The organism is Streptomyces sp. DSM 120436 (genome assembly GCF_055778765.1).
Genome location: NZ_JBSKBS010000002.1, coordinates 1,665,188 through 1,688,347 on the forward strand (window position 1 = coordinate 1,665,188; position 23,160 = coordinate 1,688,347).

The window sequence follows — 23,160 nt, forward strand, 5'->3', positions numbered from 1 at the left end:
TGCCTCTACCTGTGGGCACGGGCGGCGATCGCCTCGTGCACCATGCCGACGAGCAGCTCGTCGGCGTCCCTGCGGCCGAACTCGCTCGCGGAGCGGGACATCTCGTACAGCCGGTGCGGGTCGGCGAGCACGGGCAGGACGTTCTGCTGCACCCACTCGGGGGTGAGGTCCGCGTCGTCGACCAGCAGTCCGCCGCCGGCCTTCACCACCGGCTGGGCGTTGAGCCGCTGTTCGCCGTTGCCGATGGGCAGCGGGACGTAGGCGGCCGGGAGCCCGACGGCGGAGAGTTCCGCGACGGTCATCGCGCCCGCGCGGCAGAGCATCATGTCGGCCGCGGCGTACGCGAGGTCCATCCGGTCCAGGTAACTTACCGGGATGTAGGGGGGCATGCCCGGCATCTGCTGCACCTGCGGCAGTTCGTTCTTCGGTCCCACCGCGTGCAGGATCTGGATGCCGGCCTGCTGCAGCCACGGGGCGACCTGCTGGACCACCTCGTTGAGCCGGCGGGCGCCCTGCGAGCCGCCCGAGACCAGCAGGGTCGGCAGGTTGGGGTCGAGGCCGAACGCGGCGCGCGCCTCGGGGCGCACGGCGGCCCGGTCGAGGGTGGCGATGGAGTGCCGCAGCGGAATGCCGATGTAGCGCGCGTTGCGCAGCTTGCTGTCCGGGGTGGCGACGGCGACCTGGGCGGCGTAGCGGGAACCGATCTTGTTGGCGAGGCCGGGGCGGGCGTTGGCCTCGTGGATGACGATCGGCACGCCGAGCCGCTTGGCCGCGAGATAGCCGGGCAGGGCGACGTAGCCGCCGAAGCCGACCACCACGTCGGCCCGGGTGCGCTCCAGGATCTGCTCGGTCGCCTTGATGGTGCCGCGCAGCCGGCCCGGGACGGTGATCAGCTCGGGGGTCGGCTTGCGTGGCAGCGGAACGGCGGGAATCAGCGCCAGTTCGTACCCGCGCTCGGGTACGAGACGGGTCTCCAGGCCGCGCTCCGTGCCCAGGGCCGTGATGCCCACGGTCGGATCCTGCCTGCGCAGCGCGTCCGCGAGGGCGAGCGCGGGCTCGATGTGGCCCGCGGTTCCTCCGCCGGCGAGTACGACATGCACCGAAATTCACCGCTCTCCGGACGGACGCGCCCCCGGGGCGCGCCGTCGCATCGTGTTCCATCTCCGGGGCCGCTGAGAACCCCTGATCCGCTTTTTACCAAAGCGGGGTTGCCGCATCGCAAGCGCCGTCCGCGCTGCGGGGTCCTCACGCGCGAAGGCGATCAGCAGCCCGATGGCGAACATGGTCGGCAGCAGGGCGGACCCGCCGTAGGAGAACAGCGGGAGCGGGACTCCGGCGATCGGCAGCAAGCCGAGCACCGCACCGATGTTGATCACGGCCTGCGCCGTGATCCAGGTGGTCACGCCTCCCGCGGCATACCTGACGAAGGGGTCCTCCGTGCGTCCGGCCACGCGGATACCCGCATAGCCTAGAGCGGCGAACAGGGCGAGCACCGACAGCGTCCCCGCCAGGCCCAGTTCCTCACCGGTGACGGCGAAGATGAAGTCCGTGTGCGCTTCGGGCAGTTCGCCCCACTTCTCCAGACTCGCACCGAGTCCGGAGCCGAAGATCCCGCCGGACGCCAGGGCGTAGATGCCGTGCACGGCCTGCCAGCAGTCGACCGGGCCGGTCCGCGGCTCGGTGGCGCCGAGACAGGCGAGCCGGGCCATGCGGTTCTCGCTGGTGCGGATGAGGATCGCGCCGAGCACCACGGCGACCGCCAGCACCCCGGTGAACAGCCGGGTCGGCGCCCCCGCCAGCCACAGCAGACCGAAGAGGATCGCGGTGAGGATGATGGCGGTGCCCATGTCGCCGCCGAGCATGATCAGCCCGAGCAGCATGAACGCGGCCGGCACCAGCGGCACCAGCATGTGCTTCCACTGGGCCAGCAGCCGCTTGTCCTGTTTGCGGGCGAGCAGGTCGGCGCCCCACAGCACCAGCGCCAGCTTGCCGAACTCGCTGGGCTGGAGCTGGAAGGAGCCGCCGAGGGCGATCCAGTTCCGGTTGCCGTTGACCGCGACTCCTATCCCCGGCACCTGCACCAGGGCCATCAGGACGACGGCCCCCGCGAGGATGGGGTAGGCGAGCGCCCGGTGCAGCTTCACCGGCATCCGGGAGGCCACCACCAGCAGCACGGCGCCGATCACGGCGGCCAGCAGCTGCTTGCGGAAGAAGTACGAGCCGGGCAGCGACATCTGCAGCGCCGTGATCTGGGAGGCCGAGTAGACCATCACCAGGCCCAGCACGGTGATCAGCAGGCTGCCGCCGAGGATGACGTAGTACGCGGTCAGCGGCCGGTCCCAGGCCCTGCGCGCCCGGGTCACCAGGGTGCGCAGGGGATTCTCGCGCGGGGGGCGGGGCACGACGGGGCGCCGGGCGGCCCGCTGGACGGGCGGCCGGCCGGTACGGCTACTGGACATCACGACCTCCGCGGTACGCCGGCCAACAGGTCTCGGACGGTCCCACGCGTCCCTCCCAGGGTCGCCCGGCGCCGGGGCGGCCGGGGTCAGGCGCCGAGCTCGCGCACCGCCTGTGCGAACGCGTCACCGCGCTTGTTGTAGTTGGCGAACATGTCCATCGAGGCGCAGGCCGGGGCCAGCAGCACCGTGTCACCGGGGCGTGCCAGCCGCCGCGCCTCCTGGACGGCCTGGAGCATCGCCCCAGTGTCGGTCCGCTCGAGGTCGACCACGGGGACTTCGGGGGCGTGTCGCGCGAGGGCTTCGCGGATCAGGGCCCGGTCCCGGCCGATCAGCACGGCGCCGCGCAGCCGCTTCGCCGACGCGGCGACGAGTTCGTCGAAGGTGGCGCCCTTGGCGAGTCCGCCCGCGATCCACACCACGGAGTCGTACGCGGCCAACGAGGCCTGCGCGGCATGGGTGTTGGTGGCCTTGGAGTCGTCGACCCAGGCCACGCCGTCCACGTCGGCCACGTGCGCGATGCGGTGGGCGTCCGGGGTGAAGTTGCGCAGACCGTCCCGTACGGCGCTCGCGGGCACCCCGTAGGCGCGCGCGAGGGCCGCCGCGGCGAGGGCGTTGGCGATGTTGTGCGGGGCCGCCGGCTTCACGTCGGAGACCTCGGCGAGCTCCTGGGCGTTCTCGTGCCGGTTCTCCACGAAGGCGCGGTCGACCAGCAGGCCCTCCACGACGCCGAGTTGGGAGGGACCCGGGGTGCCGAGGGTGAAGCCGACCGCCCGGCAGCCCTCCTCCACGTCGGCCTCACGGACCAGGTCCTCGGTGGCCTTGTCGGCGGTGTTGTAGACGCAGGCGATCCGATTGCCCTCGTAGATGCGGCCCTTGTCCCTGGCGTACGCCTCCATGGAGCCGTGCCAGTCGAGGTGGTCGGGCGCCAGGTTGAGGACGGCGGCGGAGTGGGCGCGCAGGGAGGGGGCCCAGTGGAGCTGGTAGCTGGACAGCTCCACGGCCAGCACGTCGTACTCCTCGTCGCCGAGGACCGCGTCGAGGAGGGAGACGCCGATGTTGCCGACGGCGGCGGTGCGCAGGCCCGCCGCCTCCAGGATGGAGGCGAGCATCTGCACGGTGGTGGTCTTGCCGTTGGTGCCGGTGACCGCGAGCCAGTCCGCCGCCCCGGGCTTCCTGAGCCGCCAGGCGAGTTCGACGTCGCCCCACACCGGCACCCCTGCCGCGTCCGCCGCCGCGAACAGCGGCTTGTCCGGCTTCCAGCCGGGCGCGGTGACGATCAGTTCGGTGCCGTCGGGCAGGGTGTCGCCGTCCCCGAGGCGGACGGTGACGCCGAGCGCCTCCAGTTCCGCGGCCTGCTCGCGGGCGCGGGCGTCGTCGCCGTCGTTGACGACGGTGACCTTCGCGCCGAGTCCGTGGAGCGCCTTGGCCGCAGGGACGCCGGAGACGCCGAGCCCCGCGACGGTGACGTGCTTGCCCTGCCAGTCGGTCACTTGTCCGCTGCCCATCCCGCGTAGAAGAGGCCGAGTCCGACGATCACGCAGATGCCCTGGATGATCCAGAAGCGGACCACCACAAGGACCTCGGACCAGCCTTTGAGTTCGAAGTGGTGCTGGAGCGGCGCCATCCGGAAGACCCGCTTACCGGTGAGCCGGAACGAACCGACCTGGATGACCACCGACATCGTGATGAGGACGAACAGGCCGCCGAGGATGGCGAGCAGCAGCTCGGTGCGCGAGCAGATCGCGAGACCCGCGAGCACGCCGCCGAGCGCCAGCGAACCGGTGTCACCCATGAAGATCTTGGCCGGGGAGGTGTTCCACCACAGGAAGCCGAGGCAGGAGCCCATCAGCGCGGCGGAGACCACGGCGAGGTCGAGCGGGTCGCGCACCTCGTAGCAGGCGCCCGGGTTGGTCAGCGTCTCGCCGTTGGCGCAGGACTCCTGGAACTGCCAGACGCCGATGAAGGTGTAGGCGCCGAAGACGAGCACGGAGGCGCCGGTGGCCAGACCGTCCAGACCGTCGGTCAGGTTCACGCCGTTCGACATCGCGAGGATCATGAACAGCGCCCAGAGCACGAACAGCACCGGGCCGATGGTCCAGCCGAAGTCCGTGATGAACGACAGCTTCGTGGAGGCCGGGGTGTTGCCGCGGGAGTCGGCGAACTGCAGCGAGAGCACCGCGAAGGCGATGCCGACGATGAGCTGGCCGGCCATCTTCGCCTTGGCCCGCAGACCCAGCGAACGCCGCTTGACGATCTTGATGTAGTCGTCGAGGAAGCCGACCAGGCCCATGCCCACCATGAGGCCGAGCACCAGCAGACCCGAGAACGTCGGGGGTTCGCCGCTGATCACCTTGGAAAGGAAGTAGGCGGCGACCGTCGCCAGGATGAAGGCGATGCCGCCCATCGTCGGCGTGCCGCGCTTGCTGGCGTGCTCGCGCGGGCCGTCGTCACGGATGTACTGCCCGTATCCCTTGCGGGCGAGCAGCTTGATCAGCAGCGGCGTGCCGACCAGCGTCAGGAAGAGGCCAATGACTCCTGCGAACAGGATCTGATTCATCATCGGGCGGCGACCTCACCCTCGGCACCGGTCTCGAGCAGCGCCTGCGCCACGCTCTCGAGCCCGACCGAACGGGACGCCTTCACGAGTACGACATCCCCCGGGCGCAATTCGCTGCGCAACAGGTCGACCGCCGCCTGTGCGTCGGACACGTGCACCGACTCCTCACCCCACGAACCCTCGTTATATGCGCCCAGTTGCAGCCAGGCGGCTTCCCTGCCCCCGACCGCGACGAGCTTGCTGACGTTGAGCCGGACGGCGAGCCGTCCGACCGCGTCGTGCTCGGCGAGCGCCTCGTCCCCGAGCTCGGCCATCTTGCCGAGCACCGCCCACGTGCGTCCCCCTCGTGCCCGTGAGGCTTCGCCCATGGCCGCCAGCGCACGCAGCGCGGCCTTCATGGACTCGGGGTTCGCGTTGTAGGCGTCGTTGACGACCGTCACGCCGTCCGGTCGCTCGGTGACCTCCATGCGCCAGCGGGAGAGGGAGCCCGCCTCGGAGAGCGCGCGGGCGATCTCGTCTGCGGACATGCCCAACTCGTGGGCGACGGCGGCCGCGGCGAGCGCGTTCGACACGTGATGCTCACCGTACAGGCGCATGGTCACATCACTTGCACCGGAGGGTGTGTGAAGCCTGAAGGAGGGCTGTCCGCTGTCCGTGAGTCGCACGTTCTCGGCGGAGACGTCCGCTTCGCCGGACTCTCCGAAAAAGATCACCTTCGCCTTCGTACGGGTGGCCATGGCGCGGACGTAGGGGTCGTCCGCGTTGAGGATCGCCACGCCCCCCTCCTCGGCCGGCGGCAGCGACTCCACGAGCTCGCCCTTGGCCTGGGCGATCTGCTCCCGGCCGCCGAACTCGCCGATGTGCGCGGAGCCGACGTTCAGCACGAGGCCGATCCTCGGCGGGGTCAGTCCGGTGAGGTAGCGGATGTGGCCGATGCCGCGCGCCCCCATCTCCAGCACGAGGAACTTCGTCTCCTCGGTGGCGGTGAGCGCGGTCAGCGGCAGCCCGATCTCGTTGTTGAGGGAGCCGGGCGTGAAGACGGTGGGGGCCTTGCTGCGCAGCACCTGGGCGATGAGGTCCTTGGTGCTGGTCTTGCCGGCCGACCCGGTGAGGGCGACGGGGGTGGCGCCGAGCCGGGCGACGACGTGCCGGGCGAGGGCCCCGAGGGCGGCCTGGACGTCCTCCACGACGATCGCGGGCACCCCGACCGGCCGGGAGGCGAGCACGGCGACCGCGCCCGCCTCGACGACCTGGGCCGCGAAGTCGTGGCCGTCCACGCGCTCGCCGACGAAGGCGACGAAGAGGCTGCCCGGACCCGCCTCCCGCGAGTCCCGGACCACCTCGCCGGTGACCCGGACGGAGGGGTCCGGTATGTCGTGCGTCTGCCCGCCGACGACTTCTGCGATCTCGGCGAGGGAGAGGGCGATCACAAGTTCATCCCTGGGTCTTCTTGATGGCTTCGCGAAGCACCTGGCGGTCGTCGAACGGACGCACCACCCCGGCGATGTCCTGTCCCAGCTCGTGGCCCTTGCCGGCGACCAGCACGGTGTCGCCGGGCTCGGCCCGGGCGACGGCGGCGGCGATCGCGGCGGCCCGGTCCTCGAAGACCTGGACCTCGCCGCGCTGGTGGGCCGGCACCGAGGCCGCGCCCTGGAGCATCGCGGCGAGGATCGCCAGCGGGTCCTCGGAGCGGGGGTTGTCTGAGGTCAGTACGGCGGTGTCGGCGAGCCGCGCGGCGGCCGCGCCCATCGGCTCCCGCTTGGTGACGTCGCGGTCGCCGCCGCAGCCGAGCACGACGTGCACCCGGCCCTCGGTCACCTTGCGCAGGGCGCGCAGCACCGACTCCACGGCGTCCGTCTTGTGCGCGTAGTCCACGACCGCCAGGTAGGGCTGCCCCTCGTCGACGCGCTCCAGGCGGCCGGGCACGCCCGGCACGGCGGCGACGCCGTCGGCGGCGGACTGCGGGTCGAGTCCGGCGGCGGCCAGCGCGACGATCGCGGCCAGGGTGTTGGCCACGTTGAACGGGCCGGGCAGCGGCGAGCGGGCGGTGATCCGCTCGCCCCCCGGCCCGGCCACGGTGAACGTCGAGTCCAGCGGGCCGACGTGGACGTCCTCGGCGCGCCAGTCGGCGTCCGGGTGCCCCTCGGCGGAGTACGTGACGACCGGGACGCCGGCCTCCTTGACCAGGCGGCGGCCGTACTCGTCGTCCACGTTGACCACGCCGAGCCGGCTGCGGGCGGGCGTGAACAGCTGCGCCTTGGCCTGGAAGTAGTCCTCCATCCCGGAGTGGAACTCCATGTGCTCCGGGCTGAGGTTGGTGAAGACGGCGATGTCGAAGACGCAGCCGTCGACCCGGCCGAGGACCAGGGCGTGGCTGGAGACCTCCATGGCCACGGCCTCGGTGCCGCGCTCGCGCATGACCGCGAACAGCGCCTGGAGGTCGGTGGCCTCGGGCGTGGTGCGCTCGGACTTGATGCGCTCGTCGCCGATGCGCATCTCGACCGTGCCGATCAGTCCCGTGCTGCGGACGGTCCGCAGACCCCCCTCGACGAGGTAGGCGGTGGTGGTCTTGCCGGAGGTGCCGGTGATGCCGATCTGGAGCAGATCGCGCCCGGGGTGGCCGTAGATGGTGGCGGCCAGTTCGCCCATCCGCGCCCGCGGGTCGTCCACCACCAGCGCGGGCAGCCCGGTCATGGCGACGCGTTCGGCGCCCGCCGGGTCGGTGAGCACGGCGGCGGCGCCGAGGCCGGCGGCCTGGGTGACGAAGTCGGCGCCGTGGGCGCGGGCGCCGGGAAGCGCGGCGTACAGGTCCCCGGGCCGGACGGCGCGCGAGTCATGGGTGATGCCCGTGACCTCGGCGGCCTGCGCGGGTGCGGGGACACCCAGCTGACCGGCGAGTTCCGCGAGCGGTGTGGCGGAGACCTGGTCCGGACGGGGCGGCCCCGGATATGTCACGGGTTGGCCCTTCTGGGTGGTTTGGGACTGATCAGCGTGTGGCACGGCGGTGAGCGTACCGGGCGTACCGGCCGGCGGGGAAAAGAGGGGGCCGTGCGTGGTGCCGCCGGGCGGGGGCGGGCGGCGGTCGGGCGAGGGGCGGGGGGTGTGGTGGTCCCCGGGGCCGGGGGTGATCGTTGTCACGAGGTGGTTCCTGGTGGCTCGGTGCTCGGTACGGGGTCAGGGCTCGAAGGTGACCGGCAGGGCGGCGGGTGCGGCGCCGGTGGGCGGCACCTGGAGGCTCTTCAGGGCGAACGCCATGACCTGCTTGAAGACGGGGCCGCAGATCTGGCCGCCGAAGTAGCTGCCCTGGGTGGCGTTCTGGATGACGCAGTAGACGGTGATCCGGGGCTTGTCGGCGGGCGCGAACCCGGCGAAGGACGAGGTGTAGCCGTGGTACTTGCCGGTGGCCGGATCCACGCGGTTCGCCGTACCGGTCTTGCCCGCGACCCGGTAGCCCGGGATGCGCGCCTTGGTGCCGGTGCCCTCCTCGTCGTCGACGACCGACTCCAGCATCTGTGCGAGGGTCTTCGCCGTCTTCTCGCTGACGACCCGTGTCCGCTCCGGCTTCGGGGCGGGCGTGAAGCGCCCGTCGGGCCCCCTGGAGCCGCGGACGAGGGTGGGTTCGACGCGGACGCCGCCGTTGGCGATGGTCGAGTAGATGGAGGCGGCCTGCATCGCGTTGACGGACACGCCCTGGCCGAAGGGGATCGTGTACTGCTGCGAGGTGGACCACTGGTCGGGCGGGGCCAGGATGCCCTTGGTCTCGCCCGGGAAGCCCAGTCCGGTGTGGCTGCCGAGGCCGAACTCGCGCATGTAGTCGTACAGCACCTTGTTGGCCTGGGCCTGGGTCCTGCCGAGCTGGCCGGTGGCGAGGATGGTGCCGATGTTGCTGGACTTGGCGAGGACGCCGTTGAGCGTCAGGTACCAGGTCGGGTGGTCGATGTCGTCCTTGAACAGCCGGTCGCCCCGGTGCAGCCGGTTGGGCACCACGACATGGGTGCCGGGGGTGGCGACGTTCTCCTCCAGCACGGCCGCCATGGACAGCACCTTGGCCGTGGAGCCCGGTTCGAAGGCGTCCTGGAGGGCGGCGTTGCCGAGCGTCCTGGGGTCGGCGGCGGACAGGTCGTTGGGATCGAAGCCGGGGGCGTTGGCCATCGCCAGGACCTCGCCGGTGCGGGTGTCCTGCACGATGACGTAGCCGCGGTCGGCCGCGGACTCCTCCACCTGCTCGCTGATGGCGTTCTGCGCCGCCCACTGGATGTCGCGGTCGATGGTGAGCTCGATGTCGTCGCCGGGCACGGCCGGGGTCTCCGTGGAGCCCGCGGTGGGCACCAGACGGCCGCCGGACTGGGCGTAGCGGATCTTGCCGTCCTCGCCGGCCAGCCGCTTGTCGAGCTGGAGCTCGACGCCGCCGCTGCCCTTGCCCTCGGCGTTGACCCAGCCCAGTATCCCGGCGGCGAGCTCGTTGTTCGGGTACACGCGCTTGCTGGTGGGCACGGAGAAGACGCCGGCCAGCACGTTGACGGTCGACGGGTCGGTCTCGGCCTTGGTGGCCAGGGCGGCCTTGAGGTCCTTGATCTGCTTCCAGACCTGGGGGGTCTGCCGGCCGGCCAGCTTCACGTAGCGCAGCGACGGGTTGTCCGGCCGCAGCTTGCGGACCAGGTCCTCCTGGTCCGCGCCGAGGATGGGGGCGAGCAGCGCCGCGGCCTGCTCCGGCCCGTCGTCGATCTCCAGCTCGTCGGGGGCGAACATCGTGGGGTCGGCGGTGATGTCGTAGGCGTCCTCGCTGGTGGCGAGGGCGACGCCGTTGCGGTCGGTGATCTCGCCGCGCTCGGCGGCCAGCACCTGGCCCACGTAGCGGTTGCGCTCGGCCTTGCCGGCGTAGGTGCTCGCGTCGACGGCCTGGACCTGCACCAGACGGACGACGAAGGCGAGCATGACGAGGGTGAGGGCCACGCCGACCAGGCGCAGCCGGGGGCGCGGGCTGCCCAGCCGGATGGTCTTCGGGGTCCCGGGGCGCGGTCCGCCGGGGCGGCGGGCCGGACGGGCGCCGGGGCCGGTGCGGCCGCGGGCGGCCGGACGGGCGGGCCGGGCGGGTCCGGGCACCCGGCGGCGGGGCGGTTGCCTGTCGGACACTTCCGTCACCTGCCGGGGGTCGAGGCGTGCGAGGAACGGGGGGCGGGCTCCGAGGCGGGCGGCGGGGCCGTCGCCGTGGCCGGCGCCTCGGGCGCGGGGACCACGGGGGCGCGGGCCTCGGAGGCCGCGCCGGGCACGCCCTTGACCTTGCCGTCGGGGCCGAGGAAGGCGGGGTCGCCGCCGGGCACCATGCCGAGCTCGCGGGCGCGGCGCTGGAGCGCGTCGGGGGCGGAGTAGGCGTCGATGTCGCGCTGCAGGGCCTGCTCCTCGTCCGTGAGCTCCTTGGTCTCCCGCTGGAGGTCGTCGAGGCGGAACGCGCCCTCGCTGAGCGCGGAGTTCAGCACCAGCAGGCCGATCAGACCGCCGCCGAGGAGCAGGACCACGAGGAGCACGAAGGGGGTGCGGGCCGCCTGGGCGCGGCCGGTGGGCAGGAGCCGCGCGAGCCGGGCCGCCCTCCCCCGCAGCTCGGGCCGCCCCTTCAGTTCGGGTTTCCTACTCACTCACGCTCCCCTGAGTTCGCTCGTCCCGTCCGTCCGCCCGGCCGTCACCCGCCCGGGGCCCGGCCCGTGTCTCACCGCCGCCGCCTCACTCGACGTCCTCCCGGACGCGCTCGGCGCCGCGCAGCCGCGCGGGGGCCGCACGGCGGTTCTCGGCGATCTCCTCCTCGGTGGGAAGTTCGGCACCGCGCGTGAGCAGCTTGAGCCGCGGCTGGTACCGCTCGGGGACGACCGGGAGCCCGGGCGGGGCGGTGGTGGCGGCGCCCGCCGCGAACACCTGCTTGACCAGCCGGTCCTCCAGGGAGTGGTACGACAGCACGGCGATGCGTCCGCCGACGTCGAGGGCCTTCACGGCCGCCGGGACCGCCCGCTCCAGCACCGACAGCTCGCCGTTGACCTCGATCCGCAGGGCCTGGAAGGTGCGCTTGGCCGGGTTGCCGCCGGTGCGCTTGGCGGCCTGCGGCAGCGCGTCGCGGATCAGCTCGACCAGGCGGGCGCTGGTGGTGAAGGGCTCCTTCTCGCGCTCCCGCACGACGGCGGCCACGATCCGCTTGGCCTGCTTCTCCTCGCCGTAGGCGCGCAGGATGCGGACCAGCTCGCCGGGCGGGTAGGTGTTGAGGACCTCGGCGGCGCTGACGCCGGCCGTCTGGTCCATCCGCATGTCGAGGGGGGCGTCCTGGGCGTACGCGAAGCCGCGGCCGGCCTCGTCGAGCTGCATCGAGGACACCCCGAGGTCGAACAGGACGCCCTGGACACGGGGGACGCCGAGCCGGCCGAGGACGTCCGGCAGCTCGTCGTAGACCGCGTGCACCAGGGTGGCGCGGTCGCCGAAGGGGGCGAGCCGTTCGCCGGACAGGCGCAGCGCCTCCTTGTCACGGTCCAGGGCGACGAGCCGGACCTCGGGGAAGCGGGTGAGCAGCGCCTCGCTGTGGCCGCCGAGGCCGAGCGTGCAGTCGACGACCACCGCGCCGGGCCGCTCCAGGGCGGGCGCCAGCAGGTCCAGACACCGCTGGAGCATCACCGGGACGTGTCGGCTCTGGCCCTCCCGTCGCCCGCCACCGCCCTCGTGCGGAAGCGCTTCGCGCCCGTTCACTTCGGCCCTCTCAGATTCGGCGTGACGCTCACGCACCGCCGGTTCCCCGCCCTCCCCGGTGAGGGGGCGGCCGGCGCCGGAGGCGTCGGCCGGGCGGCGGCGGGAGGAGGCCGAGCCGTACGTACGCGCCGCGCACGCGGGGGACCCCCTGGCCGTGGCCGGGGGATCCGGGGAAGTCACAGCGGCGGGCGGTCTCGCCTCCCGCTTCGCGTCACTTTAGTCCACGGCCCGGTCCGGTCAATCAACCGGACTGCGCGTCGCGGCCCGCCCGGGTCAAGGGGCGGATCGGACACATCACTCGGAGGAAGGGGGTCACACCACTCCTGTGGGTTACCTCACACCAAGGTTCGCCGGTAATCTTTGTCCCCTCTCACAACGGGCCCGACGCCCTCATGACCAGTACGGTCAGTCGTATGACGACTTCTGCATCCGTGCCCGCCGGTGCCGGGAGCACCGCCGCCGGCCCCGGCACCGTGACCGACCGTCTGGTCGAAGCCAACGAGCGTTACGCGGCCGCTTTCACCGATCCCGGGATGGACGCCCGCCCGGTCCTCCACGTCGCGGTCGTGGCCTGTATGGACGCCCGCCTCGACCTGCACGACGCGCTGGGCCTGTCGCTCGGCGACTGCCACACCATCCGCAACGCGGGCGGCGTCGTCACGGACGACGTGATCCGTTCGCTGACCATCAGCCAGCGGGCGCTGGGCACGCGCAGCGTGGTCCTCATCCACCACACCAACTGCGGTCTGGAGTCCCTCACCGAGGAGTTCCGGCACGATCTCGAGATGGAGGTGGGACAGCGTCCGGCGTGGGCCGTCGAGGCCTTCCGGGACGTGGACCAGGACGTCCGCCAGTCGATGCAGCGGGTGCGGACCTCGCCGTTCCTGCTGCACACCGACGACGTGCGCGGGTTCGTCTTCGACGTCAAGACGGGTCTGCTGCGTGAGGTCGACCCCGCCTGACCTGGCCGTCCGTCCCGGGACCGGCCGCACCCGGAGAGTCGTCGAACGTCGTAAAAGCTGACATATAGCTGTCAGTTGTCCACAGGCGAGTGACACGAAACGGTAACGACGGCAAGAATGCGGAAGTGGTGTCACCCGGAACTTTTCCCGGGTGACGCCCGTGATTCGGGGAGGGCCGGTCCGCTGGGCAAGGGATCGGCCGGGACATGTGGGGAACCCACGCTTCATTGCGGAGCGCGGGAAAGGCCGAGGAGGGCCGGGTGACGACCTATGACGATCGTGCGAGCCATGGGGGCGCCCCCGACCGGGCATACGGGGCGGTCGGGGAGGACCTGACCGCCGTCGTGGAGCGCGTGCACGGTTCGGTGGAAGGCGTGATCGAGGGGAAGTCCGAGGTCGTACGGCTCTCGCTGACCGTGCTGCTCGCCGAGGGACACCTGCTCATCGAGGACGTCCCGGGAGTCGGCAAGACGATGCTGGCGAAGGCACTGGCGCGGTCGATCGACTGCTCGGTGCGGCGCATCCAGTTCACACCGGACCTGCTGCCCTCGGACATCACCGGTGTGTCCATCTGGGACCAGCAGCGCCGTGACTTCGAGTTCAAGCCGGGCGCCATCTTCGCGCAGATCGTGATCGGCGACGAGATCAACCGCGCCTCGCCGAAGACGCAGTCGGCCCTGCTGGAGTCGATGGAGGAGCGCCAGGTCACCATCGACGGCAAGACCTACGAACTGCCCAGCCCCTTCATGGTGGTGGCGACGCAGAACCCGGTCGAGATGGAGGGCACCTACCCGCTGCCGGAGGCCCAGCGCGACCGTTTCATGGCCCGCGTGTCGGTCGGCTACCCGAGCGCGGAGGCCGAGCTGCGGATGCTCGACGTGCACGGCGGCGTCTCCCCGCTGGAGGACCTCCAGCCGGTGGCGCACGCGCACGAGATCGTGAAGCTGATCGAGGCGGTGCGGAGCGTGTACGTGGCCGAGCCGATCCAGCGGTACGCGGTCGACCTGGTCGCCGCCACCCGCACGCACCCGGACCTCAGACTCGGGGCGTCGCCGCGCGCGACGCTGCATCTGCTGCGGGCGGCGAAGGCGGCGGCGGCCCTGGAGGGCCGTGACTACGCGTTGCCGGACGACGTGCAGGCGCTCGCCGTCGCCGTGCTCGCCCACCGTCTGCTGCCCACCGCGCAGGCCCAGCTCAACCGCCGCACCGCCGAGCAGGTGGTGCAGGAGATCCTGCAGCGCACCGCGGTGCCCGGGGCGGCCGGCCAGCCCGCCGGGTCCGGCCTGGGCCGCGGAGGCTACGGCCAGCAGCCGCCCCGGAGGCTGTGATGAGCACCGCCGGCGCGGTCCAGGCCGACGACGACCGGGGCGACCGGGGCGGGCTGAGGACCGCCCTGGCGGGGCTCACCACCCGGGGGCGCTCCTTCCTGGCGGCCGGGATCGCGGCCGCGATCTGCGCGTACGTGCTCGGGCAGAGCGACCTGCTGCGGGTCGGGCTGCTGCTGGCGGTGCTGCCGCTGGTGTGCGCGGCCGTGCTCTACCGCACCCGCTACCGGGTCGCGGGCAGCCGCCGGCTCTCCCCCGGCCGGGTACCGGCGGGGACCGAGGCGCGGGTGCACCTGCGCATGGACAACGTCTCCCGGGTGCCCACGGGCCTGCTGATGCTCCAGGACCGGGTGCCCTACGTGCTCGGTCCGCGCCCGCGGTTCGTGCTGGACCGGGTGGAGGCGGGCGGGCGCCGTGAGGTGTCCTACCGGGTCCGCTCCGACCTGCGCGGCCGCTACCCGCTGGGCCCGCTGCAGCTGCGGCTGTCCGACCCGTTCGGGATGTGCGAGCTGAACCGCTCGTTCTCCTCGTACGACACGCTGACGGTGACCCCCCGCGTGGAGGCGCTGCCACCGGTGCGGCTGAGCGGCGACTCGAAGGGGTACGGCGACGGGCGGCAGCGCTCGCTGGCGCTGGCCGGCGAGGACGACGTGATCCCGCGCGGCTACCGCTACGGCGACGACCTGCGCCGCGTCCACTGGCGCTCCACCGCCCGCTACGGCGAGCTGATGGTGCGCCGCGAGGAGCAGCCGCAGCGCGCCCGCTGCACGGTGCTGCTGGACACCCGTGCCGTCGCCTACGAGGGCGCGGGGCCGGACTCCGCGTTCGAGTGGGCGGTGTCGGGCGCGGCCTCGGTGCTGGTGCACATGCTGGAGCGGGGCCTCTCGGTGCGACTGCTGACCGACACCGGCGACTCGGTGCCCGGCGAGGGCGCCGACGGGTTCTCAGGGGTGCACCAGGAACCGGCGGACGCGGCCGGGCTAATGATGGACACCCTGGCCGTGGTGGACCACTCCGGCGAGGAGGGCCTGTCCCGCGCCTATGACGTGCTGCGCTCCGGGGGCGAGGGTCTGCTGGTGGCGTTCCTCGGCGACCTGGACGACGAGCAGACCGCGGTGCTGGCCCGGATGCGGCAGCGCACCGGAGGCGCCGTCGCCTTCCTGTTGGACAGCGACGACTGGCAGCGGGAGCCCTCGGACGTGCCCGGGTCCGCGGAGCCGGGCGAGGAGCGGCTGCGGATGCTGCGCGAGTCGGGCTGGACGGCCGTGGCGGTGCCGCGGGGCGCCTCGCTGGAGCAGCTGTGGCGGCAGGCGGACCGTGAACGCTCGGGCCTGGTGGCGGCGAGCGGTGGGGAGGGACCGTGATCAGCTCACTGGCCAGGCTGACGGTGCGCGCCTGGGCGGCCACCCTGCTGGCGGCCTGCGCGCTGCTGCCGCTGGTGGAGTCGATCGTCTGGATACTGCAGGCGGCGCTGCTGCTGGGCGTGCAGGCGGGCGTGGGCGCGGCGGCGCGGCGGGTGCCGCTGGCGCGGCCGCTGACGGTGACGGCGCAGGTCGTCGTCACGCTGCTGCTGCTCACCCTGATGTTCGCGCGGGAGCACGCCGTCGCCGGGCTGATACCCGGCCCGGACGCCGTGCGCTTCTTCGGCCTGCTGCTGGAGCAGGGCGGCGAGGACGTCAACCGGTACGCGATACCGGCGCCGCTGACCGACGGCATCCGTCTGATGCTGGTCGGCGGGGTGCTGGTCATCGGCCTGCTGGTGGACGCCCTCGCGGTGACCTTCCGCAGCGCGGCCCCGGCCGGACTGCCGTTGCTCGCCCTGTACTCGGTGGCCGCGGGTCTGACGGACAACGGCATCGAGTGGCTGTGGTTCCTGCTGGCGGCGGCCGGTTATCTGATGCTGCTGCTCGCCGAGGGCCGGGACCGGTTCTCCCAGTGGGGCCGGGTGTTCGTCGGGCCGTCGCGCGGCCGGGGCGGGGAGACGTCCGGCGCGCCGGCGCCGGTGCGCTTCGGGCACCGGATCGGCGTGGTGGCGCTCGGCATCGCCCTGGTGGTGCCGCTGGCGCTGCCCGCGATGGACGGCGGTCTGCTGGGCCCGGACGGCCGGGGCTTGGGCGCGGGGAACGGCGGGGGCGGCACCATCTCCGCGGTGAACCCGCTGGTGTCGCTGCGCGACTCGCTGAACAACGACGACGACCGCCAGGTGTTCTCGGTGCGCACCGAGATGGAGAACGCCTCGGACCTGTACCTGCGCATCGTGTCCCTGGACGACTTCGACGGCACCACGTGGAAGCCGTCGAAGCGGGCCATCACCCAGGTGCCCGAGGGCTTCCCCGCCCCGCCGGGCCTCGGCCCCGACGTGGAGTTCACGGAGGTCGGCACGTCGATCTCGGTGGCGAAGACGTACGGTCAGACCTGGCTGCCGATGCCGTACCCGCCGAGCCGGGTGAGCGTGCAGGGCGACTGGCGCTACGAGCCCGTCGGCATGACGCTGGTCGGCGACCACGGGCAGAGCACCAGCGGCCTGACGTACGAGGTGCGCAGCCTCGACGTGCGGCCCACGGCGGAGCAGCTGGCCGGGGCGCCGGAGCCGCCGGCCGGGATGCTGCGCGAGTACACCGAGCTGCCCGACTCGCTGCCCCCCGTGGTGCACCGGACCGCGCGTGACGTGACCGACGGCGCGAGGAGCGCCTACGACCGGGCGGTCATGCTGCAGGACTGGTTCACGCTGAGCGGCGACTTCCAGTACGACACCCAGGTCGACGTCGGCAGCGACTCGCAGGCGATCGCCCGCTTCCTGCAGGACAAGCGGGGTTTCTGCGTGCACTACTCCTTCGCGATGGCGTCCATGGCGCGGTCGCTGGGCATCCCGGCGCGTATCGCGGTGGGCTTCGCCCCCGGCGTCCCGCAGGCCGACGGCACGATCTCGGTCGCGATGCGGGACGCGCACGCCTGGCCCGAACTGTACTTCGAGGGCGTGGGCTGGACGCGGTTCGAGCCGACCCCGACCCGTGGTTCGACGCCGGACTACACCGTGCAGGAAGTCGAGGACAACGGGCCGGCGGATCCGGCCCGGCCGTCGCAGGCCGCGCCCTCGGACCCGGCGGCCGCGCCGTCGCAGAGCACGGACTGCCGGGCGGACGGCAGCGACCCGGGGGCCTGCGAGAGCGAGTCTCCGCAGGCGGCCCTCCCGGTGGACGACGACGGTCCGAAGTGGCACGTGGTGCTGCTGTGGACGTCGGCCGGGCTGCTGGCCCTGGCGCTGCCGCTGTCGCCGCTGCTGTGGCGGACGCGGATGCGGGCACGGCGGCTGGGCGGCCACGGCCGCTCGGAGGAGGACGTCGCGCCGTCCGTGCTGGCCGCCTGGGAGGAGCTGACGGACGCAGCCTGGGACCACGGCATCGTGCCGGACGAGTCGCTGACCGCGCGCGGGGCCGCCGACCGTCTCGTGCGGCAGGGCCGGCTCGAGGGGGACGCGGCGGCGTCGGTGCACCGGCTGGCGGGGGCGGTGGAACAGGTGCTGTACGCGCCGCGGCCGCGGCCGGCCGTGGGCCTGGCGGACGACGTGCGGCGCGCGACGGCCGCGTTGCGGGCCTCGGCGTCGCGCCGTACCCGCCTGCGGGCGGTGCTGGCGCCGCGGTCGGCCGTGCGGGTGGTGTGGACGGTGTCCGACCGGTGGACGGCCCTGCGGGAGCGTCTCACCGCCCTCCGCCCGAACTGGCGCCTCCCGTCCCGTCAGCGGGGCTGAGGCCGGGGGCGGCCACGCGCCGTCCTGAGCCGTACGCGCGGTTGCCCGCGCCTCCCTGAGGGGGGCGCGGGCAACCGCGCGAGAACAACCACGGAGCGCCCGGGTGGGGCCGCGGCCGGTGCCAGGGACGGTTCAGGGGTGCCCACCGTGTCGGTGGGCACCCCTGAACCGGAAGCTACGAGGCCTCAGTGGCCGCCGCCCTGTTCGTCACGGCGCCGCTGCCACCGCTCCTCGATGCGGTCCATCATCGAGCGACGCGCTCTGCTCTGGCGGCCGGCGCGCGGCGCGGCACTCGCACCGGCGGCCTGCTCACCCGGCTTGGGCGCCTTGCGCCATCCGGTCACCGCGAGCACGGCGCATCCCAGCATCACGAGGAAACCCACGACGCTGAGCCACACCTGCTGGGCGACCATACCGGCCATGAGGAGCGCAATACCTACGAGGAAGCCCGCGACCGCCTGGTAGACCCGTCGCCGGGTGTACGTACGCAGCCCGCTTCCCTCGAGCGCTGTCGCGAACTTGGGATCTTCGGCGTACAGCGCTCGCTCCATTTGCTCGAGCATGCGCTGCTCGTGCTCCGAGAGCGGCACGGAGTCCTCCTCATCGTGCAGTCGCCGGGGCGACCCGGGGGGTCCCTTCAGGATAGGCAGGGAATCGCCCCCGTGAAACCCGCCCCTCTGCGCCAATTGCCGACCGGTGTCCGCCATCACGCACCGGTCCGCTGAGGCTGTCATTCCCCGGCGGCCGACCCGTCATGCCGGGCGGTCTCCCTCGATCATACGGCTCCGAGCCGCCATTCGGGGGGCCTGTGGCACAGTCCATGCGCCCCGGGGCCGCCGGACGCGCCGCTGATCAGCGCCGTGTCACGGACGACGGCTCACGCCTCGGCGGCCCCCGTGGCCTCACCGAGCACATGAAGCTGCGTGGCCACGGAGTGGAACGCCTCGAGCTCGGCCGCTGCGGCCTCCAGCTTCAGCAGCGCCTCCAGCGCCCCGGGCTCGGTGTCGACCAGCACCCCGGGGACGAGGTCCGAGAAGACCCGTACGCCGTGCACCGCGCCGACCTCCAGGCCCGCGCCGCGCACCAGCGCGGTGAGCTGGTCGGCGGTGAAGCGGCGCGGCACGGGGTCGCCCTCGCCCCATCGGCCGTTCGGGTCGACGAGCGCCTGCCGGGCCTCCGTGAAGTGCCCGGCGAGGGCGCGGGCGAGCACCGCGCCGCCCAGACCGGCGGCGAGCAGGCTGAGGACGCCGCCGGGGCGCAGGGCGGCCACCGTGTTGCGCACGCCCTCCGCCGGGTCGTCGACGTACTCCAGGACGCCGTGGCACAGCACGACGTCGTAGCCGCCGCGCTCGGCGACGTCGAAGAGGCCGCGGGCGTCGCCCTGCACGCCGTGCACCCGGTCCGCGACGTCCTCCTCGGCGGCGCGGCGCCCGAGGGCGAACAGCGCGTCGGGACTGGGGTCGACGACGGTCACCCGGTGGCCGAGCCGGGCCAGGGGCACGGCGAAGTTGCCGCTGCCGCCGCCGGTGTCGAGGACGTCCAGAGCCTGCCGTCCGGTGGCCTCGACCCGGCGCTCCAGGGCGTCCTGGAGGACGTCCTGGACAACGGCGGTACGGAGAGCGGCGCGGGGGCGCATCGGGTCCGGCACGGTGGTGACTCCTCGGCGGGGCACCGCCTGGGGCGGGGCGGTCGGTTTCAGGCGCTGTCCACCCTATGGCCTGTCCGGCGGCCCGCCCTCACCCGGTGGCGCTCCGGTCAGCCCGCGTCGGGCAGGCCACCGCGCGGGGTGGTGTCCGGGCCGTCCTGGTCGGGGCGGGGCTGGGGCAGCACCGGCTGGAGCACCAGCATCCGCTCGACCAGACGCAGGAACATCGCCACGTCCCGGATCAGGTCGTCGGCGTCCCGCACGGTCGCCGCGCCCTGGATGCCCGCCTCCGCCCGGGCACGGCGCTGCGCCCCGGAGGCGAAGAGGGCGCTCCACTCGGTGAGTTCGGGCGCGATCTCGGGGAGCACCTCCCACGCGCTTCGTATCTTCGCCCGCGCCCGGGGCGAGGTCTCGGGCCTGCCCCGGGCGGCGAGCACGGCGGCGGCGGTGCGCAGGGCGGCCAGGTGGGCCATGGCGTAGCGCTCGTTGGGGGTGTCGAGGACGGCGGCCTCGTCGAGTCCGGCGCGGGCCTGGGCGAGCAGGTCGAGGGCGGCCGGCGGGGCCGTGGCGCGGCGCAGCACGGGGTGGATGTCGCTCGCCGGGCCGTTGTTCAGTGAGGGGGCAGGGCCGGTTGCGCGGCGCCGACGGGCGGCTGCTGCGGACGAGTGGGCCATGACGAACCTCCTGTCGTCTTCGTGACGGCACGCCATGAGGCAAGTGCCGTATGTGCACATCGTGCGGTATGGCACTGACAATCCGTTCTGACCTGCGACGTTGCCTCGCTCGTCCGTTCGAGCTGACTTTTGTGCTAACTAGTCAGTTTAAAAATTCCAGGAGCAGTCCGGCGCCTCCCCCGCCGGCACGGCCGCGGACACCGGCACCCCGACAGCGGATCCCGGCCGCACCGACGACCGCACCGACGCCGGCCCGGAGGAGACGGCCGCGGCCGACGAGACCGGCACTCCCTCGGGCGCCGCCCACGCGCTCGCGCTGACCGCGCTGTCGGCCCACCGCCGGCGGGTGTGGACGCTCGACCGGCTGCTCCCGGAGCTGAGCCTGTGAACGGACGGACGGGCGCTCCTGTGAGAATCAGGGCCATGGAACGCAGCAGCACCACGCCGGGCGGCAGCGCCCGCCGCGAGGCCACCCGGCAGAAGCTCTACGAGGCGGCCGTCACCCTCATCGCCGAGCAGGGGTTCTCCGCCACCACCGTGGACGAGATCGCCGAGCGGGCGGGCGTCGCGAAGGGCACCGTCTACTACAACTTCGCGAGCAAGTCGGTCCTCTTCGAGGAGCTGCTGCGGCACGGGGTCGGCCTGCTGACCGCCTCGCTGCGGGAGGCGGCCGAGCGGACGGACCGGGAGGGCGGCTCCACCGTCGACGCCCTGGACGCCATGATCCGCGCCGGGCTGGTGTTCATCGACCGCTACCCGGCCTTCACGCAGCTCTACGTGGCCGAGCTGTGGCGCACCAACCGGGCCTGGCAGTCGACGCTGATGGTAGTGCGGCAGCAGGCCGTGGCGGTGGTCGAGGGCGTGCTGCGCGAGGGCGTGGCGGCCGGGGAGTTCAACGAGGAGATCGACGTGCCGCTGACGGCGGCGGCGCTGGTGGGCATGGTGCTGGTGGCGGCGCTGGACTGGAAGTCGTTCCAGCCGGAGCGGTCCCTGGACGACGTGCACGCGGCGCTGTCGCGGCTGCTGCAGGGCCGGGTCAGCGGCCGCCCCTGACCGGGAGCCCGCACCGGCGCCGCACACGTGAAGGCGCCGGTCCGGCGGTGGCCGCGTCCCCCGCGGGCCACCGGCCGGGGCCGGCGCCTTCCGTTCCCCCGTACGTCCCCCCGTGGAACCCCCGTCGCGGTCGTTCCCCCGGGTTCCCCCGTGCCTCGCTCCCGCCGACGGCGCCGGCGGAAGGAGCGGATCGCGGGCCGGCTCCGTTCCGGCGCCCCGTGTCGCCGGTCCCGTGGGTCCGGGCCCCTCTCCGTGGCCTCCACTTTCCCGGTCCCGCCGGTCCGGGCCCATCCGCCGCCGTACTCAACTCGCCGGCTAGGTACGCGTACTCACGCCTGCGCACCCGGGCCCACCACGGTGTGCGCCCGGACGGTCACGCCGCGGGGGTGCGGGTACTCGGGGACGGGCCGTGACCGGCGGCGGATAAAGTCCCTGGCATGGCACGGATTGCGGTGATCGGCGCCGGCGCGGGCGCGCTGGCGGCCGCCGCCCGGCTGGCCGTCGCGGGCCACCGGGTGGCGGTGTACGAGCGGACGGAGACGTACGGCGGTGCGCTGCGCCGCCGGGAACGGGACGGGTTCGCCTTCGACACCGGTCCCGGGCTGCTGCCGCTGCCCGCCGTCTACCGCGACCTGTTCGTGAAGACGGGCCGGGAGCCGCTGGAGGAGTGCGTCGAGCTGGTGCAGGCCGACCCGTCGTCGCACCACGTCTTCGCGGACGGCACCCGGGTCTCCCTGCCGAACGCCTCGCGCGCGGGCGTGATCTCCGCGCTGGAGGAGGCGCTGGGCGCGGACGCGGCGCGGCGCTGGGGCGACTTCCTGGTGCGGGCCCGCGAGGCCTGGGACCGGGCGCGCCGCCCGCTGCTGGAGGAGCCGCTGTGGCCCAACTGGGAGGTGCTGGCCGCGCGCGAGCCCTACCCCGCGGTCCCGCACCGGCGGCTGCTGCGCACGCGCAAGGCGGTCACGCTGGCCGAGGTGGGTGACCGGGAGCTGCGTGACCCGCGGCTGCGGGCGCTGCTGGAGAGCCACGCCCTGGCGTTCGGGCTCGATCCCCGGACCGCCCCGGCGAGCGCGGCGGTGCTGCCGTACATGGAGCACGCCTTCGGCACCTGGTACGTGCGCGGCGGGCTGCGGGAGCTGGCGCGGGCGGTGTACGAGCGGTGTCTGGCCCGCCGGGTGGAGTTCCGCTTCGGCGCGGAGGTCACCGCGGTGCTGGAGAAGGACGGCCGGGCGGCGGGTGTGGAACTCGCCGACGGCACGGCGGTGGAGGCGGACCTGGTGGTCGCGGGGGTGGACCCCGCCGCGCTGGAGCGGATGAGCCGCACGCGGCTGCGCGGGGAGGGCGAGGTGCCCGCCCGGCGGGACGGGGCGAGCCGGACGACCGTGCTGCTGGCGCTGCGCGGTGGCCGCCCGGAGGGCGCCCCGCACCGGACGGTCGTGCACACCCGGAACCGCGAGGCGGAGCTGGACGCGCTGTCCGGCGGCGGGCTGCCCGCCGAGCCGACGGTGACGGTGCTGCGCCCGGACGACCCGGCGCTGGTCCCGGACGCCGGGCACGAGGCGGTGACGGTGACGGCGGTGACGCCCGCCGGGGCGGCCGGCGTCGAGGAGTACGCGGAGCGGATGGTCACGGCCGCCGCGCGGGCCGTGCCGGATCTGCGGGACCGGCTGCTGTGGCACGAGGTGCGCACGCCTCAGGACGTCGCGCGGGAAACGGGCGCGGAGGGCGGCGCGGTGCCGTCGCCGGCGCTCGCCGCGGCGGACGGCCGTTTCCTGCACGCGTCCAACAGCACGCGGCTGCCGGGGCTGTTCACCGTCGGCGGCTGGTCGCACCCCGGCGGCGGGCTGCCGCACGCCGGGATGTCGGGGGCGCTGGTGGCCGGACTCGTCGTCGAGGGGCCGGACTTCCGCGGCTCGCGGTGAACACGGGCCGCGGCGCGGGCGGTTGAGCGGGACCGCTCGTGACCGCCCGCCCGCCCGCTCAGAAGCGGTACTGCTCGTGACCGCCCGCCCGC

The 23,160-nt window shown here is 73.6% G+C and carries 18 protein-coding genes; 6 read left to right on the forward strand and 12 right to left on the reverse strand.

What is annotated here, in order from left to right; genetic code table 11:
- Positions 1 to 5: 5 nt before the first annotated feature.
- The 9 genes from murG to rsmH form a co-directional block, all read right to left on the reverse strand.
- On the reverse strand, positions 6 to 1,100 hold the full coding sequence (gene murG, locus ACWH4W_RS29670) for an undecaprenyldiphospho-muramoylpentapeptide beta-N-acetylglucosaminyltransferase (RefSeq protein ID WP_473078883.1): 1,095 nt from the start codon (positions 1,098 to 1,100) through the stop codon (positions 6 to 8).
- 6 nt (positions 1,101 to 1,106) lie between these two features.
- Positions 1,107 to 2,459, reverse strand: coding sequence for a putative lipid II flippase FtsW (gene ftsW, locus ACWH4W_RS29675; RefSeq protein WP_473078884.1), 1,353 nt, complete (start codon positions 2,457 to 2,459; stop codon positions 1,107 to 1,109).
- Positions 2,460 to 2,545: 86 nt separating this feature from the next.
- Positions 2,546 to 3,964, reverse strand: coding sequence for a UDP-N-acetylmuramoyl-L-alanine--D-glutamate ligase (gene murD / locus ACWH4W_RS29680; RefSeq protein WP_473078885.1), 1,419 nt, complete (start codon positions 3,962 to 3,964; stop codon positions 2,546 to 2,548).
- Positions 3,946 to 5,019: a phospho-N-acetylmuramoyl-pentapeptide-transferase gene (mraY, locus tag ACWH4W_RS29685; protein ID WP_473078886.1), complete on the reverse strand. Its 1,074-nt coding sequence runs from the start codon at positions 5,017 to 5,019 to the stop codon at positions 3,946 to 3,948. Before mraY ends, murD begins: the two co-directional genes overlap by 19 nt.
- A complete protein-coding gene (locus ACWH4W_RS29690) occupies positions 5,016 to 6,446 on the reverse strand; it encodes a UDP-N-acetylmuramoyl-tripeptide--D-alanyl-D-alanine ligase (RefSeq protein ID WP_290007097.1) in 1,431 nt (476 codons plus the stop codon). The genes mraY and ACWH4W_RS29690 overlap by 4 nt, the downstream gene beginning before the upstream one ends.
- A gap of 4 nt (positions 6,447 to 6,450) precedes the next feature.
- Positions 6,451 to 7,971: a UDP-N-acetylmuramoyl-L-alanyl-D-glutamate--2,6-diaminopimelate ligase gene (locus ACWH4W_RS29695; RefSeq protein ID WP_473078887.1), complete on the reverse strand. Its 1,521-nt coding sequence runs from the start codon at positions 7,969 to 7,971 to the stop codon at positions 6,451 to 6,453.
- Positions 7,972 to 8,190: 219 nt separating this feature from the next.
- Positions 8,191 to 10,149: a peptidoglycan D,D-transpeptidase FtsI family protein gene (locus tag ACWH4W_RS29700; protein WP_473078888.1), complete on the reverse strand. Its 1,959-nt coding sequence runs from the start codon at positions 10,147 to 10,149 to the stop codon at positions 8,191 to 8,193.
- 5 nt (positions 10,150 to 10,154) lie between these two features.
- Positions 10,155 to 10,649 carry a cell division protein FtsL gene (ftsL, locus tag ACWH4W_RS29705; RefSeq protein WP_473078889.1) on the reverse strand — a complete coding sequence of 165 codons (495 nt, stop codon included), beginning with the start codon at positions 10,647 to 10,649 and terminating at the stop codon, positions 10,155 to 10,157.
- 85 nt (positions 10,650 to 10,734) lie between these two features.
- Entirely contained in the window at positions 10,735 to 11,739 is a 1,005-nt protein-coding gene (gene rsmH / locus ACWH4W_RS29710; protein ID WP_473078890.1) for a 16S rRNA (cytosine(1402)-N(4))-methyltransferase RsmH, read from the reverse strand.
- A gap of 413 nt (positions 11,740 to 12,152) precedes the next feature.
- Between rsmH and ACWH4W_RS29715 the strand changes: the two genes are divergently transcribed.
- The 4 genes from ACWH4W_RS29715 to ACWH4W_RS29730 all read left to right on the forward strand — a co-directional run bounded on the left by ACWH4W_RS29715 (position 12,153) and on the right by ACWH4W_RS29730 (position 17,774).
- Positions 12,153 to 12,701, forward strand: coding sequence for a beta-class carbonic anhydrase (locus ACWH4W_RS29715; protein ID WP_473078891.1), 549 nt, complete (start codon positions 12,153 to 12,155; stop codon positions 12,699 to 12,701).
- A gap of 260 nt (positions 12,702 to 12,961) precedes the next feature.
- Entirely contained in the window at positions 12,962 to 14,029 is a 1,068-nt protein-coding gene (locus ACWH4W_RS29720) for an AAA family ATPase (RefSeq protein ID WP_473078892.1), read from the forward strand.
- Positions 14,029 to 15,390, forward strand: a complete 1,362-nt coding sequence (locus ACWH4W_RS29725; RefSeq protein WP_473078893.1) for a DUF58 domain-containing protein — start codon at positions 14,029 to 14,031, stop codon at positions 15,388 to 15,390. Before ACWH4W_RS29720 ends, ACWH4W_RS29725 begins: the two co-directional genes overlap by 1 nt.
- Positions 15,387 to 17,774, forward strand: a complete 2,388-nt coding sequence (locus ACWH4W_RS29730; RefSeq protein ID WP_473078894.1) for a transglutaminase TgpA family protein — start codon at positions 15,387 to 15,389, stop codon at positions 17,772 to 17,774. Before ACWH4W_RS29725 ends, ACWH4W_RS29730 begins: the two co-directional genes overlap by 4 nt.
- Before the next feature lie 185 nt (positions 17,775 to 17,959).
- Here ACWH4W_RS29730 and ACWH4W_RS29735 read toward each other — a convergent pair whose 3' ends face one another.
- From ACWH4W_RS29735 to ACWH4W_RS29745, 3 genes are all read right to left on the reverse strand, one after another.
- Positions 17,960 to 18,364, reverse strand: a complete 405-nt coding sequence (locus ACWH4W_RS29735; RefSeq protein ID WP_106416469.1) for a DUF3040 domain-containing protein — start codon at positions 18,362 to 18,364, stop codon at positions 17,960 to 17,962.
- A 287-nt stretch (positions 18,365 to 18,651) separates the two neighbouring features.
- Positions 18,652 to 19,422 (reverse strand): methyltransferase, encoded by a 771-nt coding sequence (locus ACWH4W_RS29740; protein ID WP_473078895.1) that lies wholly within the window; start codon positions 19,420 to 19,422, stop codon positions 18,652 to 18,654.
- 107 nt (positions 19,423 to 19,529) lie between these two features.
- A complete protein-coding gene (locus tag ACWH4W_RS29745) occupies positions 19,530 to 20,093 on the reverse strand; it encodes an SAV_6107 family HEPN domain-containing protein (protein ID WP_473078896.1) in 564 nt (187 codons plus the stop codon).
- A gap of 423 nt (positions 20,094 to 20,516) precedes the next feature.
- On the opposite strand from ACWH4W_RS29745, the gene ACWH4W_RS29750 reads away from it, so the two are divergent.
- Positions 20,517 to 21,146 (forward strand): TetR/AcrR family transcriptional regulator, encoded by a 630-nt coding sequence (locus ACWH4W_RS29750; RefSeq protein WP_473078897.1) that lies wholly within the window; start codon positions 20,517 to 20,519, stop codon positions 21,144 to 21,146.
- Positions 21,147 to 21,583: 437 nt separating this feature from the next.
- Entirely contained in the window at positions 21,584 to 23,068 is a 1,485-nt protein-coding gene (locus ACWH4W_RS29755) for a phytoene desaturase family protein (RefSeq protein ID WP_473078898.1), read from the forward strand.
- The last annotated feature ends 92 nt before the right edge of the window (positions 23,069 to 23,160 follow it).

Bases quoted from the DNA above. Each gene is read 5' to 3' on its own strand.
- ACWH4W_RS29750 (WP_473078897.1), top strand. From the start codon at position 20,517: ATGGAACGCAGCAGCACCACGCCGGGCGGCAGCGCCCGCCGCGAGGCC.
- ACWH4W_RS29725 (WP_473078893.1), top strand. From the start codon at position 14,029: ATGAGCACCGCCGGCGCGGTCCAGGCCGACGACGACCGGGGCGACCGG.
- ftsW (WP_473078884.1), bottom strand. From the start codon at position 2,459: ATGTCCAGTAGCCGTACCGGCCGGCCGCCCGTCCAGCGGGCCGCCCGG.
- ACWH4W_RS29715 (WP_473078891.1), top strand. From the start codon at position 12,153: ATGACGACTTCTGCATCCGTGCCCGCCGGTGCCGGGAGCACCGCCGCC.
- ACWH4W_RS29755 (WP_473078898.1), top strand. From the start codon at position 21,584: ATGGCACGGATTGCGGTGATCGGCGCCGGCGCGGGCGCGCTGGCGGCC.
- ACWH4W_RS29745 (WP_473078896.1), bottom strand. From the start codon at position 20,093: ATGGCCCACTCGTCCGCAGCAGCCGCCCGTCGGCGCCGCGCAACCGGC.
- mraY (WP_473078886.1), bottom strand. From the start codon at position 5,019: ATGATGAATCAGATCCTGTTCGCAGGAGTCATTGGCCTCTTCCTGACG.
- murD (WP_473078885.1), bottom strand. From the start codon at position 3,964: ATGGGCAGCGGACAAGTGACCGACTGGCAGGGCAAGCACGTCACCGTC.